The 15,754-nt window shown below is 27.1% G+C and carries 16 protein-coding genes; 13 read left to right on the top strand and 3 right to left on the bottom strand.

Annotated elements, in window-relative coordinates; translation table 11 throughout:
* Nucleotides 1-46: 46 nt before the first annotated feature.
* Genes rfbC through ACKU3H_RS14525 form a run of 3 tightly spaced genes read right to left on the bottom strand, consistent with a single transcriptional unit; the run spans nt 47 to nt 2,360 of the window.
* Nucleotides 47-625 (bottom strand): dTDP-4-dehydrorhamnose 3,5-epimerase, encoded by a 579-nt coding sequence (gene rfbC / locus ACKU3H_RS14535; protein ID WP_320034591.1) that lies wholly within the window; start codon nt 623-625, stop codon nt 47-49.
* Nucleotides 622-1,512, bottom strand: a complete 891-nt coding sequence (gene rfbA, locus ACKU3H_RS14530) for a glucose-1-phosphate thymidylyltransferase RfbA (protein WP_320034590.1) — start codon at nt 1,510-1,512, stop codon at nt 622-624. Before rfbA ends, rfbC begins: the two co-directional genes overlap by 4 nt.
* Nucleotides 1,512-2,360: a glycosyltransferase gene (locus tag ACKU3H_RS14525; RefSeq protein ID WP_320034589.1), complete on the bottom strand. Its 849-nt coding sequence runs from the start codon at nt 2,358-2,360 to the stop codon at nt 1,512-1,514. Before ACKU3H_RS14525 ends, rfbA begins: the two co-directional genes overlap by 1 nt.
* 77 nt (nt 2,361-2,437) lie before the next feature.
* Between ACKU3H_RS14525 and ACKU3H_RS14520 the strand changes: the two genes are divergently transcribed.
* The 13 genes from ACKU3H_RS14520 (at nt 2,438) to ACKU3H_RS14460 (ending at nt 15,752) form a co-directional block, all read left to right on the top strand.
* Nucleotides 2,438-3,346, top strand: coding sequence for a glycosyltransferase family 2 protein (locus ACKU3H_RS14520; RefSeq protein ID WP_320034588.1), 909 nt, complete (start codon nt 2,438-2,440; stop codon nt 3,344-3,346).
* Nucleotides 3,339-4,073, top strand: a complete 735-nt coding sequence (locus ACKU3H_RS14515; RefSeq protein WP_320034587.1) for a hypothetical protein — start codon at nt 3,339-3,341, stop codon at nt 4,071-4,073. Before ACKU3H_RS14520 ends, ACKU3H_RS14515 begins: the two co-directional genes overlap by 8 nt.
* On the top strand, nt 4,066-4,737 hold the full coding sequence (locus ACKU3H_RS14510; protein WP_320034586.1) for a GDSL-type esterase/lipase family protein: 672 nt from the start codon (nt 4,066-4,068) through the stop codon (nt 4,735-4,737). The genes ACKU3H_RS14515 and ACKU3H_RS14510 overlap by 8 nt, the downstream gene beginning before the upstream one ends.
* Complete coding sequence (locus ACKU3H_RS14505) at nt 4,738-5,496, top strand: glycosyltransferase family 2 protein (protein WP_320034585.1); 759 nt, start codon at nt 4,738-4,740, stop codon at nt 5,494-5,496.
* Nucleotides 5,493-6,413, top strand: a complete 921-nt coding sequence (locus ACKU3H_RS14500; protein WP_320034584.1) for a glycosyltransferase family 9 protein — start codon at nt 5,493-5,495, stop codon at nt 6,411-6,413. Before ACKU3H_RS14505 ends, ACKU3H_RS14500 begins: the two co-directional genes overlap by 4 nt.
* Complete coding sequence (locus ACKU3H_RS14495) at nt 6,406-7,467, top strand: hypothetical protein (RefSeq protein ID WP_320034583.1); 1,062 nt, start codon at nt 6,406-6,408, stop codon at nt 7,465-7,467. Before ACKU3H_RS14500 ends, ACKU3H_RS14495 begins: the two co-directional genes overlap by 8 nt.
* Nucleotides 7,460-8,419, top strand: a complete 960-nt coding sequence (waaF, locus tag ACKU3H_RS14490; RefSeq protein WP_320034582.1) for a lipopolysaccharide heptosyltransferase II — start codon at nt 7,460-7,462, stop codon at nt 8,417-8,419. Before ACKU3H_RS14495 ends, waaF begins: the two co-directional genes overlap by 8 nt.
* Complete coding sequence (locus ACKU3H_RS14485) at nt 8,397-9,614, top strand: nucleotide sugar dehydrogenase (RefSeq protein ID WP_320034581.1); 1,218 nt, start codon at nt 8,397-8,399, stop codon at nt 9,612-9,614. Before waaF ends, ACKU3H_RS14485 begins: the two co-directional genes overlap by 23 nt.
* A 111-nt stretch (nt 9,615-9,725) precedes the next feature.
* Nucleotides 9,726-11,435, top strand: coding sequence for an SLC13 family permease (locus ACKU3H_RS14480; protein ID WP_320034580.1), 1,710 nt, complete (start codon nt 9,726-9,728; stop codon nt 11,433-11,435).
* Nucleotides 11,436-11,520: 85 nt separating this feature from the next.
* Nucleotides 11,521-12,141, top strand: coding sequence for an adenylyl-sulfate kinase (cysC, locus tag ACKU3H_RS14475; RefSeq protein WP_320036486.1), 621 nt, complete (start codon nt 11,521-11,523; stop codon nt 12,139-12,141).
* The gene (gene cysQ / locus ACKU3H_RS14470; protein ID WP_320034579.1) at nt 12,119-12,889 is read left to right on the top strand and encodes a 3'(2'),5'-bisphosphate nucleotidase CysQ; all 771 of its coding nucleotides are present in this window, start codon (nt 12,119-12,121) and stop codon (nt 12,887-12,889) included. The genes cysC and cysQ overlap by 23 nt, the downstream gene beginning before the upstream one ends.
* Before the next feature lie 17 nt (nt 12,890-12,906).
* The gene (locus tag ACKU3H_RS14465) at nt 12,907-14,286 is read left to right on the top strand and encodes a phosphomannomutase/phosphoglucomutase (RefSeq protein ID WP_320034578.1); all 1,380 of its coding nucleotides are present in this window, start codon (nt 12,907-12,909) and stop codon (nt 14,284-14,286) included.
* A 95-nt stretch (nt 14,287-14,381) separates the two neighbouring features.
* On the top strand, nt 14,382-15,752 hold the full coding sequence (locus ACKU3H_RS14460; RefSeq protein ID WP_320034577.1) for a mannose-1-phosphate guanylyltransferase/mannose-6-phosphate isomerase: 1,371 nt from the start codon (nt 14,382-14,384) through the stop codon (nt 15,750-15,752).
* The last annotated feature ends 2 nt before the right edge of the window (nt 15,753-15,754 follow it).

Below are 15,754 nucleotides of genomic sequence, written 5' to 3'. Positions count from 1 at the left end.
AAACCTTTTGTAAAATTATAACTATTAAAAACTAATGAATAATAAACTATTTTTTATAATAGTCTACGCTATATTCAAATAAATCACTAGTTTCATTAAATTTTGGCTGCTTTGTATCTTTGTCTGAAAGGCTTAATTTATCATGTGGAATTTGCCAATCTATATTAATATCTTTATCATCAAAAGCTATACCTCTGTCACATTCTGGACTATAATAGCTATCAACTTTATATGCAAAAGTTGCTTCTTCGCTTAGTACCACAAACCCATGGGCAAAACCTCTAGGTACTAGTAGTTGTCTTTTGTTTTCACTACTTAATTCAACAGCAACATATTTTCCAAAAGTAGGGCTACCTTTTCTTATATCAACTGCTACATCTAATACTTTCCCTGTAATAACTCTTACTAGTTTAGTTTGTGCATGAGGAGCTAATTGGTAGTGTAAACCTCTTAATACTCCGTATGAAGATTTACTTTCATTATCTTGACAAAAATCTATTTTAAATCCTAAAAACTCTTCAAGTTTATCTTCTCTAAATGTTTCTACAAAATAACCTCTATGGTCACCAAATACTTTAGGTTCACAAATAACTACATCTGGAATCTCTGTTCTTATAAAATTCATTTTGTCATTCTTCCTTCATTTGCTCTTTTAATCAGATATTGTCCATATTGGTTCTTTTTAAGTGGTTGAGCTAGTTCTATTAATTTTTCTTTTGAGATATAACCCATCTCATAAGCAATCTCTTCAAGACAAGCTACTTTTAATCCTTGTCTTTTTTCAATTGTTTGAATAAATGTTGAAGCTTCTAGCATACTTTCATGGGTTCCTGTATCAAGCCAAGCATATCCTCTACCCATAAGTTCTACTTTTAATCTTCCTTCATCTAAGAAATCTTGATTTAAAGTTGTGATTTCAAGTTCACCTCTTTCTGATGGTTTTACTTGTTTTGCTTTTTGTACCACATCTTTAGGATAAAAGTATAAACCAATCACTGCATAGTTTGATTTTGGCTCTTTTGGTTTTTCTTCTATTGAAGTTACATTTCCGTTTTCATCAAACTGCGCAACTCCATATCTTTCTGGGTCATTAACTCTATAACCAAAAACAGTAGCATTGTTATCTTCTTTTGCATTTTTAATTGAGTTTGCAAGAAGTTGAGGAATACCATGACCATAAAAGATATTATCACCTAAAATTAGACAAGCATCATCTCCAGCTAAAAACTCTTCACCTAAAATAAAAGCTTGAGCTAAGCCATCAGGGCTTGGTTGTTCTACATATGAAAACTTAATACCTAAATCTGAACCATCACCTAAAAGATCTTTAAATCTTGGTAAATCATGTGGAGTAGAGATTATTAAAATCTCTTTTATCCCTGCTAGCATTAAAACTGAAAGAGGATAATAAATCATCGGTTTATCATATATTGGAGTTAATTGTTTACTCACTCCTTTTGTAATTGGATATAGTCTTGTTCCACTACCTCCAGCTAAAATTATCCCTTTCATTAAGCTTTCTCCTTTTGTTTTTTTATTAATCCATTGTAACAAATAAACTCTTCATTGTCCCATTTCTGTTTCATGATTTTGTTGTTGTTATCAACTGCTTGTTTATTCCATGTTCTTGGGTGGTATAGATGAAAAGTATTAGCCAAATATCTAACTGATTTTGAATCAATATCAAAATGTTGAAATCTCCATGTTAAATCTATATCTTCACCAACTGACGGAGAAGTGTAATCCTCATCAAAACCATTAATAAACTCTAAATCTTTTTTGAAACATGAAAAGTTACAACCAATAATCATTGGTCTTTTTTTATTTAATTTTTTTTCCAAAGAAGAATCTTTTTTTAGTTTTAATCCCTCTTCAATATGCCTTGCTTTATCAAGTGCAAAAAATGGAAGAAACAGCCAATATAATTTTTCAACAATATAAGTGCTTAAATACCCTTTTCTTATAAGTTTACTAAAAAAACTTCCTAGTTCAACCCTTTTCCCACAAAGTATTCTGCTATGGGTTATATTTTGTTTATGTTTTTCCACAAAATCTCTATATGGAATTATATCTCCATCAATAAAAATAAGATATTCGCCTTTTGCCTGTCTAACTGCTTTATTTAGTGCAATATTCTTTTGCCAACCTTTATCTTCTTGATAAAGGTGAGTTATTCTTTTATTATCTTTATATTTTTCTAAATAAGTTTGCATTTCAGTTGATTGGCAATCTTCTGAAATAATAATTTCAAAATCATCAATTGTCTGATTTAGTAAACTATGTAAGATTAAATCTAGCGCTTCAGTATCTTTATATACAGAAACTATAACTGAAATCGTTATGTTATCGTAGTTGCTCATATGTGTAAGAAAGTTACCTTTTTATTTATATTTTATCATTTTGTAGTTAAAATGTAACTTTAAATATGGAGAAGTATATGTATGATGTGTCAATAATAACTGTTAATTATAATAGCTCAAATGACACCTTAAACATGATAGAAAGTGTTAAAAGTAAAACTACACTAAATTATGAAATTATTGTAGTAGATAATAATTCTTCGCTGGAAGAATATAAAAAATTAGAAGTAATAAAAAATATAGATAATATTAAACTTATTAGAAGCAGATTGAATTTAGGATTTGCTGGCGGAAATATGCTAGGCTTCAAAGAAGCAAAATCTGATTATATATTTTTTTTAAACAACGATACTTTACTTATAAATGGTGTTATAGATATATTATACAAAGATTGTAAAGATGATGATTCTATAGGTTTAATCTCCCCTCAACTTTTTGATGAAAATGCAAATAAAACAACTACATTTAGATATTTTCCAAGTGTAGCAGAAAAATTTTTTGGAAAAGGTTTTGCAAACTTTATAGCTACTAAAAAAAGATATAACAACAAAAAAGAGTATGAAAATATTATTGATGTTGAAGTAGTAAGTGGAGCTTCTATGTTTTTTCAAAGGGAATGTTTTGAAAATATAGGTGGATTTGATACAGATTTTTTCCTTTATTGTGAAGAGGAAGATTTATCAAAAAGAGTTAGTGATTCTGGTTTAAAAGTTTGTTTTGAACCAAATGCACATTTAATACATCTATGTGGGAAAAGTACTGGTAGAAACTTTAAAGTAGAAAGGGAATTTATAATCTCTTATTTTAGATTAGTAGATAAGCATTTTGGATTTATTAAAAAAAATCTACTTAAGTTACATATATTTCTAAAATATCTATTTAAAGCAAATAAGAATGAAACAAATAAAAAACTATTTGATTTCATATTAGAAAAAGATAAACAAAAATATAGTTTGAGAAATGAACAAAAGATGAGTGATGAGTAAAAGTGTAATCAATAATAGATATTTAAAGTTTTTAGAAAATATAAAAGATTTTTTTAAAAATTCAGAAACCTCTATACATAAAGCAAGAAATGAGATAAAAATTATAGATTTTGAAGGTGAAAAACTAGTAGTAAAATCTTTTAAAATACCTCACTTTCTAAACAAAATAATTTATAGTTTTTTTAGAGATAGTAAAGCAAAAAAATCTTATCAAAACTCTTTAAAAATCGGAAAGTTTGCTCCTAAAGCAATTGGATATATAGAGTTTAGAAAAAATTTTTTATTTGAAAAGAGTTTTTTTGTGAGTGAAAATTTTCAATATGACTTGACAATAAGGGAACCTTTATTGGACGAAAACTATCCAGATAAAAATAAAATTTTTGAAGAGTTTGCCAAGTTTACTTTTCATTTACACAATAATGGTATCTTTCATCAAGACTATTCCCCTGGAAATATATTAATAAAAAAAGATGAAAGTGGATATATCTTTAAAATAGTTGATATAAATAGGATGAAGTTTAAAAATTTAACTTTTGAGGAAAGAGTTAAAAATTTTTCAAAACTTTGGGCAAAAGATGAAGACTTGATTATTATATTAAAAGCATATTCAAAATATGTAGATTTTGATAAAAAAGAGATAATAAATAAGGGTTTATTTTTTAGTCAAAAACATAAAGATAAAAAGAATTTTAAGAAAAAATTGCGTGGAGAGAAGATAAATGATTAATTACAAGTATTTGATGTTTTTTATAATTTTTACAACAGGATTATTTGCAAATACACAACCAAAAATTTATTTTGAAGAGTATAAAACAAAAGAAGAATTACTAAAGAAATTACCAGATAATCATAGTTATAAAATTGCTATGTTAGGAGATTCTATAACAGCTGCTGCTAAATGGAAAAGTTTATTAAATAGAAACGATGTTTTAAATTTAGGTGTTGCTTCAGATGTTACAGATGTACAAATAAATGGTGATTCTTATGGTTTAATTAATAGAATTGAAAATTTAGATAAAAAGTTTGATGATGTTTTTTTAATGATTGGCGTAAATGATTTTTTATTTCAAAGAGATGTTTCTAATGTTTTTGAAAAATACAAAAATATTATTGAAAAACTTGAAAAAAAAGGTATAAAACCTATTATTCAATCAACTCTTTTTATTAGAAAAAATAATTATGGTTTTAGTGCAGAAGTTATGAATGAAAAGATTAAACAACTAGACATACTTTTACGTATTTATTGTGAGAAAAATAATCTTAAATATCTTAATTTAAATAAATACTTATCCCAAAATAATACTTTAATCAATGAATATACTTGGGATGGCATTCATCTAAATCAAAAAGGTTATAAAATTTGGGCAGATATTATTAAAAAGAAGATTTAGATGATAAATATTGAAAATATTTCCCTAGTAATTATTGCAAAAAATGCAGAATTGACAATAAAAAACACCCTAGAAAGTTTAAACGCATTTGATGATGTGGTTCTTTTTTTAAACGATACTAGTGATAAGACTATAGAAATTGCACAACAATTTACTAATGTAAATATTATTGAGGGTGAGTTCACTGGATTTGGTCCTACAAAAAACCAAGCTGCTTCATATGCTAAGAATGATTGGGTTTTATCACTAGATTCTGATGAGGTATTAGCTGAAGATTTTATTTTAAATTTATCAAAACTCTCTTTAGATGAGAGTTGTGTATATAAGATTTTAAGAAGCAATTATTATAAAAACCGTGAAGTTAAATATTGTTGGGGAAAAGATGAAATAGTTAGACTCTATAACAGAAAACTCACCTCATTTAATGATAATCAAGTACATGAATATGTATTAGAAAAAGATTTAACAGTAGAACTTCTAAGTGGAGAAGTAAAACACTATCCCTATTCAAATATTACAGATTTTATAATAAAGCTTGATAGATACTCAACTTTATTTGCTCAAGATAAAAAAGGGAAGAAAAAATCTTCACCAACAAAGGCTTTTTTCAATGGTGGATTTTCTTTTTTTAAAACATATTTTTTAAAAAGAGGTTTTATGGATGGTTATGCTGGACTTGTAATAGCATTTTCACATATGGCAACCAATTTTTACAAATATATAAAACTTTACGAAGCTAATAAAGAGTTAGAAAAATGAATTTACTAATAACAAGACATGATAAAATAGGGGACTTTGTTGTAACTTTACCTTTGTTTAAAGCTATTAAAGAGCAATATCCAAGTACAAATATTACAGCTTTAGTTTCAAAGATAAACTTTAATTTTGCAAAAGAGATTGATTTTATTGATGATGTTATTCTTTTTGATAAAGAAGATTTACTTGAAACAAAAAAACAGATAAGAAAAAGAAAATTTGATGCAAGTATCAGTGCCTATATTGATACTGATTTAGGGAAACTTTTATTTTTATCAAAAATCAAAAAAAGAGTAGCTCCAGCTACAAAAATTGCCCAACTTTTTTTTAATAAAAGAGTAACCCAAAGAAGAAGTAAAGTTGAAAAAACAGAATGGCAATACAATCTTGATTTGGCTTTAGCACTTTTCCCTGAAATAAAATTAGAGTTTTCAAAACCTTTATTAAATATTGAAAGCAAAAAAGAAAAAAGGGTTGTATTTCATCCAGGTTTTGGTGGAAGTAGCGATGGAAATTTGATTTTAGATGATTATTTAAGACTTGCTAAAAGTATAAAAGATAGTTCTTATGAGATAGTTTTCACTTTTGGACCAGATGATGAAAAAACAAAAGAGTATATCTCAAAAAATATAGACTTTGAAGCAAAACTTCTAGATTCAAAGATGTCATTAATTGAGTTTACAAAATACCTAAGTGCTACAGATGTTTTTGTTAGTACTTCTACAGGACCCATGCATTTAGCAGGTGCAGTTAATACAAAAACTATCTCATTTTTTGGAAATACAAAATTTGCTAGTTATGAAAGATGGGCAACTATTAGTGAAGTGGAAAATCAAAATAATTTTATTGTTCCAAAAGATTATATCAGTGAGGTTTATTTTAAAATTGAAAAAAAACTAAAAGAGTTAGTTAATGAATAATGCTCCATTTTTTTGGGATGGATACTCTGATCAACCTCATATTATAAAAGATAAACAATATAAAAAAAAGATGCGAAAAAAGTATCTTAAAGATTATATTAAAATGGTTTTATCTTCATTGTTTATTTTGCCTTTTGCTATTTTAGTGATGAAACTATTTAAAGGCAAAAAAACATTTGATAATAGTGATATTTATGGAATAGGGGTAAATCTTGATAAGGGTGATGCCCAACAAGAGTTGGTTGAAGAGTTAGGTGTTAAAAATCTTATTATTAGAGTTCCTTTATGGCAGATTGATAAAATAGATGAATATGTTGAATTTGTAAAAAGTTTTAATAACAAATCCTCAAAAAATATTTTAATAAACCTTATGCAAGATAGGGAAAATATTGAAGATTTGACACTTTTAAAAAACAATTTGGAAATAGTTTTTAAAAAATTTGAGAATATAGTTTTTGAATATCAAATAGCATCTACAATAAACAGAGCAAAATGGGGATTTTTTAGTGTTTCTGAGTATTTACAATTTTATAAATGTGCACAAGATTTAAGAGATGAAAAATACCCAGAAATTAGACTTTTAGGACCTAGCGTTATAGATTTTGAATATTATTACAATGTAAGTGCAATGTTTAATTTTCAAAATATTAAGTATGATATTGTAAGCTCTCTTCTTTATGTAGATAGAAGAGGTGCCCCATCAAATACTCAGTATGGTCTTTTTGATACAAAAAATAAAATAGATTTACTTTATAGTTTGGTTAAACTCTCTTCAAAATGTAGCAATGAAATATATATTACAGAAACAAATTGGCCTATTTCAAATACAGCTCCATATGCACCAACAAGTGAAAAAGAGTGTGTAAGTAATGAAGAGTATTCAAAATATATGTTAGAGTATTTTGATATAGCAAAGAAAAGTAAAAAGATAAAAAGAGTTTATTGGCATCAGTTAATTGCCCCAGGATATGGATTAGTTGATAACAGAGATGGTAAAATAGTTAAATACCCACAATTTTATGCATATAAAGAGATGATTAAAAACAATGGTTAAAAAAATATTTATTGAGATTCCAACTTGGTTGGGGGATGCTATTATGACAACTCCCGCTATTGAAAATATTATAAAAAGTTTTCCCGAAGCAAAGATTACACTTTTGGGTTCCTACGTATCTTTAGAAGCTTTAAAAAACTTTGACAATATAGAAAAAGTAATTGTTGATGATAGTAAAAAAGGTGGGAGTAGATATTTAAACCTAATTAAATTGGCTAAAAAAGTTGGAAAAGTTGATATTGCAATCTCTTTTAGAAGAAGTTTCTCTTCAAAGCTTATGATGTTTTTTATTAATAGTAAGAAAACATTTTCATATAAAAGATATACAAAAAAAGAGATTCATCAAGTACTTAGATACAACGATTTTATAAACAAAAAATTAAACTTAAAAAATGAAGCAGGAGATTTAAAACTAAATTTTACACCATTTTCATATAAAAAACCAACTTTAGGAATTAACCCTGGAGCAACATATGGAAGTGCTAAACGTTGGTATCCAGAACAGTTCGCTAAAGTTGCAACCAAATTGTCAAAGAACTATGATATTGTTTTATTTGGTGGACCAAATGAGACAGCTATTGCTTCTGATATAGAAAAAATATTGATTGAAAATAAAGTTACAAATTTTCAAAATTTAGCAGGAAAAACTTCAGTATCTGAATTAATAGAAAAAATAGCAGGACTTGATTTGTTTGTTACAAATGACAGTGGACCAATGCATATTGCAGCAGCTTTCAAAATAAAAACTGTAGCAATATTTGGACCAACAAAATTTACAGAAACAAATCAATGGAATAATCCAAATGAAACAATAATAACAAAAAATCTGGATTGTGCTCCCTGTATGAAAAGAAAATGTCCTTTAGGTCACCATGATTGTATGAAACAAATCAAAGCAGAAGATGTTTTAAAGACTTTGGGAGAAGAAAATGGTGGAAAAGAAAAGCTATAAAATAGCAATTGCAGGGACAGGATATGTTGGCTTATCAAACGGATTATTATTAGCTCAAAATAATGAAGTGATAGCTTTAGATATAATCCCTGAAAAAGTTCATTTAATAAATAAAAAAATCTCACCAATTGAAGACAAAGAGATACAAGAATATTTAGAAAAAAAAGATATAAATTTTAAAGCTACATTAGATAAAAAAGAAGCATATGAGAACGCTGATTTTGTAATTATATCAACACCTACTGATTATGACCCTGAAACAAACTATTTTAATACAAAATCAATTGAATATGTTATAAAAGATGTTTTAGATATTAATCCAAATACAGTTATGGTAATAAAATCAACAATTCCAGTAGGATATGTTGAAAAAATAAAAGAAGAGTTTAATTGCAAAAATATAATATTTTCTCCAGAATTTTTACGAGAAGGTAAAGCCCTACATGATAATTTGTATCCTAGTAGAATCATTGTAGGAGAAAAATCAAAAAGGGCAGAAATATTTGCAAATCTTTTAGCCCAAGGTGCAATAAAAAAAGATATATCTATTTTATATACTAACTCAACAGAAGCAGAAGCAATAAAACTTTTTGCTAATACTTATTTAGCAATGAGAGTTGCATATTTTAATGAATTAGACTCTTATGCACAAACACATAATTTAAACACAAAAGATATAATTGAAGGTGTAGGATTAGACCCAAGAATTGGGAATCATTATAATAATCCAAGCTTTGGATATGGAGGCTATTGTTTACCAAAAGATACAAGACAATTATTGGCTAACTATAAAGATGTTCCTTCAAATATAATAGAGGCCATAGTAAATGCAAATAATACAAGAAAAGATTTCATAGCTAAATCAATTATTGAGAAGTTAAATTTAACTACAAATGAAAATATGAATACTGATAAAGTCGTTGGCATATATAGACTTGTTATGAAAAGTGGAAGTGATAACTTTAGAAGTTCTGCAATTCAAGGAGTTATGAAAAGATTAAAAGCAAAAGGTATAAAAGTAATAATATTTGAACCAGCTTTAAATGACAATATTTTCTTTAATTCAAAAGTTATTAAAGATATAGAAAAATTCAAAAAAAAATCAGATATTATTGTTGCAAATCGAATTTCAGAAGAGATTATGGATGTGAAAAAGAAGGTTTATACAAGAGATATTTTTAATAGTGATAGTTAAATTCTGATAAACAAACTTTAGTATTTTTAGGGTACAATACAAGCTTCGATTATAATTACAAAAGTTTTAATTTAGAAGAAACTGCCCTGCGTAAGCTTGCAAGGAGATATAGTGCAGATACTTGTTGCTCTTTCAATAATAATACTATTAGTTTTATTGGCAAAAAATAGAATAAAACCAGCTTTATTATTTTTTGGTTTGGTTTTAATTTATTATTTTTTTGATTTAATTGAAGTAAAAAGTATGTTAAATAATTTTACAAATAAATCATTAGTTACACTTTTACTTTTATTACTTATTTCAATCGTATTTGAAAAAACAACATTTATAGCATCTCTTTCAAACAAGATTTTTTCAAAATCATACAATAAATCACTGATAAAAATGAGTTTTTTAGTCTCATTTTTCTCTGCATTTTTAAATAATACAGCTGTTGTAGCTTCAATGATAAGTGTAATTAGACAAAATAGATTTCATGCACCTTCAAAACTTTTATTACCCTTGTCTTATGCCGCAATATTTGGTGGTACAATCACTCTTGTAGGTACTTCAACAAATTTAATAGTAAATGGATTTGTAATAGAACAAGGCTTAGAGCCTTTAAAGCTTTTTGATTTTATTTATGTTGGCATTCCCATTGCTCTTATTGGTGGATTTGTATTACTTTTTATAGCAAGATTTTTACCTGAGACAAAAGATTTAAAAGAAGAGAAAAACTATTTTTTAGAAGCAAAAGTTGATAAAAACTCTAAACTTATTGGTAAATCAATTTTAGAAAATAAATTAAGAAACCTAGAACACCTATTTTTAAGTGAAATTATAAGAGATGGATATAATATCTCTCCTGTTAATCCAAATGAGATTATAAAAGCTAATGATATCTTAGTGTTTAGTGGAGATATTAAACATGTGGAGATATTAAACCATTTTGATGGTTTAATATTAGAACACAATAAACATGAAGCAAAAAACCTTGTTGAAGTTATTATCTCCCATGAATCAAACTTAATAGGTCAAAAAGTAAAAGAATCAAACTTTAGAACTAAGTTTGATGCTTCTATTGTGGCTGTAAAAAGGGGTAACGAAAGCTTATCATCTAAAATAGGGGATATCTCTTTAAAAATAGGAGATAATCTAATACTAGCAGTAGGAAATAACTTCTACAAAAGAGACAACTTAAAAAAGAATTTTTATATTTTAGGAGATATTGGAATACAGAAAAAACTTGATTTCAAACAAAGTATATTTGTTGTTGCGAGTTTTTTCACTGTACTGCTTTTTAGTCTAATAAATATTTTGCCCCTAATAAAAGGTCTTTTTATTTTGTTAGTTTTATATCTATTATTGGGCTTTTTAGATATTTCTGAAATAAAAAGAAGATTTCCTTATGAATTAGTTATTATAATTGGTTCTGCTTTGGGAATAGCTTCTGTTATGATAGATAGTGGAGTGGCTGATAGCTTGGCATATTTTTTAAATTCAAGTTTTGGTTCATTTGGTGTATATGGATCTTTTATCTCTATTTATTTATTAACTTTCATATTAACTGAAATCATTACAAATAATGCAGCAGCAGCCTTGAGTTTTCCAATAGCTTATGTTACTGCTACAAATTTAGGTGTAGATGTAACCCCTTTTATTTTTGCTGTAGCTTATGGAGCAAGTGCAAGTTTTATGACACCTTATGGTTATCAAACTAATCTTATGGTTTCTGCTGTAGGTGATTATAATTTTAAAACTTTTATTAAATCAGGATTTTTTGTATCTATATTCTACTCCTTATTGGTAGTGGGTTTGATTCCTATCTTTTTCCCATTTTAACAAAAGTGTAAAGTGATTTATTATAGTATAAATCTATTATAGCAATTAATTTATAGGAATAAATAAATATATGAAAAAACATGAATTGGAAGAAAATATTGTTTGGCATCAACAAAATGTTAATAAAGATGATAGAATCACACTTCTTTCCCAAAAGCCATGTATCCTTTGGTTTACAGGACTAAGTGGTTCAGGAAAGTCTACAATAGCTAATGCAGTTGAAAAACAACTATTTAATAGAGGTATAAAAACTTATCTTTTAGATGGTGATAATATAAGACATGGATTAAATAAAGATTTAGGTTTTAGTGAAACAGATAGAGTTGAAAATATCAGAAGAATAGGGGAAGTTAGTAAGCTTTTTGTAGATGCAGGTTTAATCACCCTAACAGCATTTATAAGCCCTTTTAAATCAGATAGACAAATAGCTAGATCTCTTGTTGGTTATGATGAATTTATTGAAGTATTTATTAATACCCCTTTAGAGATTTGTGAAAAAAGAGACCCAAAGGGTTTATATAAAAAAGCAAGAGATGGAGCTATAAAAAACTTTACAGGGATAGATTCCCCTTATGAAGCCCCTTTAGAGCCCCAAATATCAATAAATACTGATGCCTTAACAATAAATGAATCTGTAGACAAAATTATAAATTATCTAATAAAATATGGATATATTCAAGGAAATGAAAACGATTATGCAATTTGATGATATAAAAATAGAAGATATAAAAAACATAGCATTAAAAGCTGGTGATGTTATTATGGAAATATACAAAGAAGATTTTGAAGTGGAGTTTAAAGCTGACAATTCCCCTTTAACTAAAGCTGATAAGTTATCAAATGAACTCATTTGTTCAAGCTTAGAAAAACTTTATCCTCAAATTCCAATTATGTCAGAAGAAAATAAACAAGTAGAATATGAAGAAAGAAAAAATTGGGAATATTATTGGTGTATAGACCCAATAGATGGGACAAAAGAGTTTATCAAAAAAAATGGTGAATTTACAGTTAATATTGCACTTATTTATAAAAACAAACCAGTTTTAGGTGTAGTTTATGCTCCTGCTATTGAAGATTTATATTGGGCAAAGGAAAATGAAGGGGCCTTTAAAAATAATAAAAAACTACCATTTACAAAAAATAGTGATGAGAATTTTACAGTAGTTGCAAGTAAATCACACCTTTCAAAAGAAACACAAGAGTTTATAGATGAATTAACTAAAAAATACCCTCTTTTAACTACAAATTCTAAAGGCTCTAGCCTTAAGCTGTGCATGGTTGCAGAAGGTATAGCAGATATTTATCCAAGAATGGCGCCCACAATGGAATGGGATACAGCAGCAGCCGATGCTATAGTTAGAATAGCTGGGAAAATGACATACCAGTATGAAAAAAATATACCTTTAATGTATAATAAAGAAAATCTTCTAAACCCATGGTTCATAGTAAAATAAAAATTTAGGATAGATTTATGACAAAAAATATTTTTAGAGAATATGATATAAGAGGTATTTTTTCTACAGAATTAAATGAAAGTACTGTTAAAAAAATAGGTTTCTATTTTGCTTTAGAAGTAAAAGATAAAATCCCTGATGCAAAATATATCTCTGTAGGGTATGATGCTAGAACACATTCTCCACAATTAGAAAAATGGCTTATTAGCGGTATAAATGAAGCTAAATTAGAAGTTTTAACTATGGGCTTAGTTCCAACTCCTGTTAATTATTTTTCAAATTATACTAAATTTTTCACCCAAGAAGATACTAAAGAAAAACTTGTATCTGCTTCTATTATGATAACAGGTAGCCATAACCCACCTGAATATAATGGCTTTAAAATTACAATTGATAAACAACCTTTTTTTGGAGATAGTATTTATGCTTTAGGTGAAAAAGTATTAAATAGTGATATTCAAATACCTAATAATGAAAAAGATATAAAAATTGATGCAAAAAAACAATATATAAATTATCTAGTAGATGAATTTAAAGATTTAAATCTTACAAATAAAAAATTTATTTTTGATTGTGGAAATGGAGCAGCAGGCTCGCTTTTAAGAGAAGTACTTGAAAATCTAAATATAAATTCTAAAATAATATATGAAAAACCAGATGGAACTTTCCCGAATCATCACCCCGACCCAAGTGATGAAAAAAATTTAGAAGATATAAAAAAAGAATTAAAAAATGATAATTTTACTTTAGGTTTTGCATACGATGGTGATGCAGATAGAATAGCCGTATTATCCAACAAATACAACTTTAAAGGTGATGTTCTAGCTATCTTCTTTTCTAGATTTATCAAAAATCCTATAGTAGTAGGTGAAGTAAAATGTTCACAAATTATGTATGACACTATAAATAGTTATGGAAAAGCTATTATGTATAAAACAGGTCATAGTAATTTAAAAGTAAAAATCAAAGAAACAAATGCCTCTTTTGCTGCTGAAGTAAGTGGTCATATCTTTTTCAATGATAAATATTTTGGTTATGATGATGCTATTTATTCTACCCTTAGAGCTTTAGAGCTTGTATCAAATGGTTTTGATTATGACAAAGAGTATGAAAAATTGCCAAAACTTTACTCTACAGATGAAATTAATATAAATACAACAGAAGAGAAAAAGTTCGTTATAATCGATGAATTAAAAGAAAAACTAAAAAATCCCCCTTCAAATTTTCCAAAAATTAAAAACATAATTGATGTTGATGGAGTACGTGTAGTTTTTGAAGATGGTTGGGGTTTAATTAGAGCAAGTAATACTACACCAAAACTAGTTACCAGATTTGAAGCAGATACTAAAGAAAAAGCACTATTTTATCAAGAAAAATTGCTAAGTTTGACCTTTTGATAAAGAAAGGTTTATACAAACTATTAACCTCTCAAAAAGAAGTTTTTAGATATTATCTTTATATAATTAAACAATAAAAAACAGGTATATAATATATGACTAATATAATTTTATGTGGTGGAAATGGTACAAGGTTATGGCCTATTAGTAGAACTTTGATGCCTAAACAATTTGTAAAAATGTTTGACAATCAATCACTATTTCAATCAACCGTAAAAAGAAATAAAAGTTTATGTTCACAAACTTTTATTGTATCAAATTCTGAACAATATTTTTTAGCATTAGATCAATTAGAAGAATTAGATTTATCAAAAAACTCAAAATATCTTTTAGAGCCACTAGCTAGAAACACAGCACCTGCAATAGCTTTAGCTTGTTTTGCATTAGCTTATGATGAAATATTATTAGTAACCCCAAGTGATCATTTAATAAAAAATCAAAAAGAATATGAAAAAGTACTTCAATCAGGAAAAGAGTTAGCTTTACAAAATAACTTAGTAACTTTTGGAATAACTCCAACATACCCTGAAACAGGTTTTGGATATATAGAAGCAAATGATTTTGATGTAAAAGCTTTTCATGAAAAACCAGATGAAAAAACTGCAAATTTATATTTTGAACATGGCAACTATTTTTGGAATAGTGGTATGTTTTGTTTTAAAGCAGGAGTATTCTTAGATGAACTTAAAAAATACTCTCCAAAGGTTTATGAAGCCTCGTTAAAAGCATATGAAAATGCAAAAAATGATGAGATGATAAGAATTAAATTTGAAGATATGGAAAAAATACCTGAAGATAGTATAGATTATGCAGTTATGGAAAAAAGCTCAATAGTTAAAGTTATACCTTCCGATATACAATGGACAGATTTAGGAAGTTTTGATTCTTTGTATGATGAATTGCCAAAAGATGAATCTGGCAATACTCAAAATCCAAACCATATATCTTGTGATTCTAAAAATAATTTGATTTATGGAGTAGAAAGAAAAATTGCTACTATTGATGTAGATGATTTGATTATAGTTGATACAGCAGATGCTTTATTAGTCTCAAAAAGAGGAAGCTCTCAAAAAGTAAAAACAATTGTAAAAAAATTAAAAGATTTAGACCACACGCTTCAAAATATACATCTGAAAGTACATAGACCTTGGGGAACTTATACTGTTTTAGAAGATACTAAAGGGTATAAAATAAAAAAAATTGAAGTAAAACCAGGGAAAAGATTATCTTTACAAAAACACTACCATAGAAATGAACACTGGATAGTTGTAAGTGGTATAGCTACTGTTACAATTGGAGATAAAACAAGTTATTTAAAACCAAATGAATCAACATATATAAAAATGGGCGAAGTTCATAGATTAGCAAATGATGGTAAAATACCAATTATTCTTATAGAAGCACAAGTAGGTGAATATACCGGTGAAGATGATATAGTAAGACTTGATGATGATTTTAAAAGATAAAA

The organism is Halarcobacter sp., assembly GCF_963675975.1.
GTDB lineage: Bacteria > Campylobacterota > Campylobacteria > Campylobacterales > Arcobacteraceae > Halarcobacter.
The sequence above is the reverse complement of the archived record's forward strand: the minus strand, read 5'-3'. Positions and strand labels throughout refer to the sequence as shown.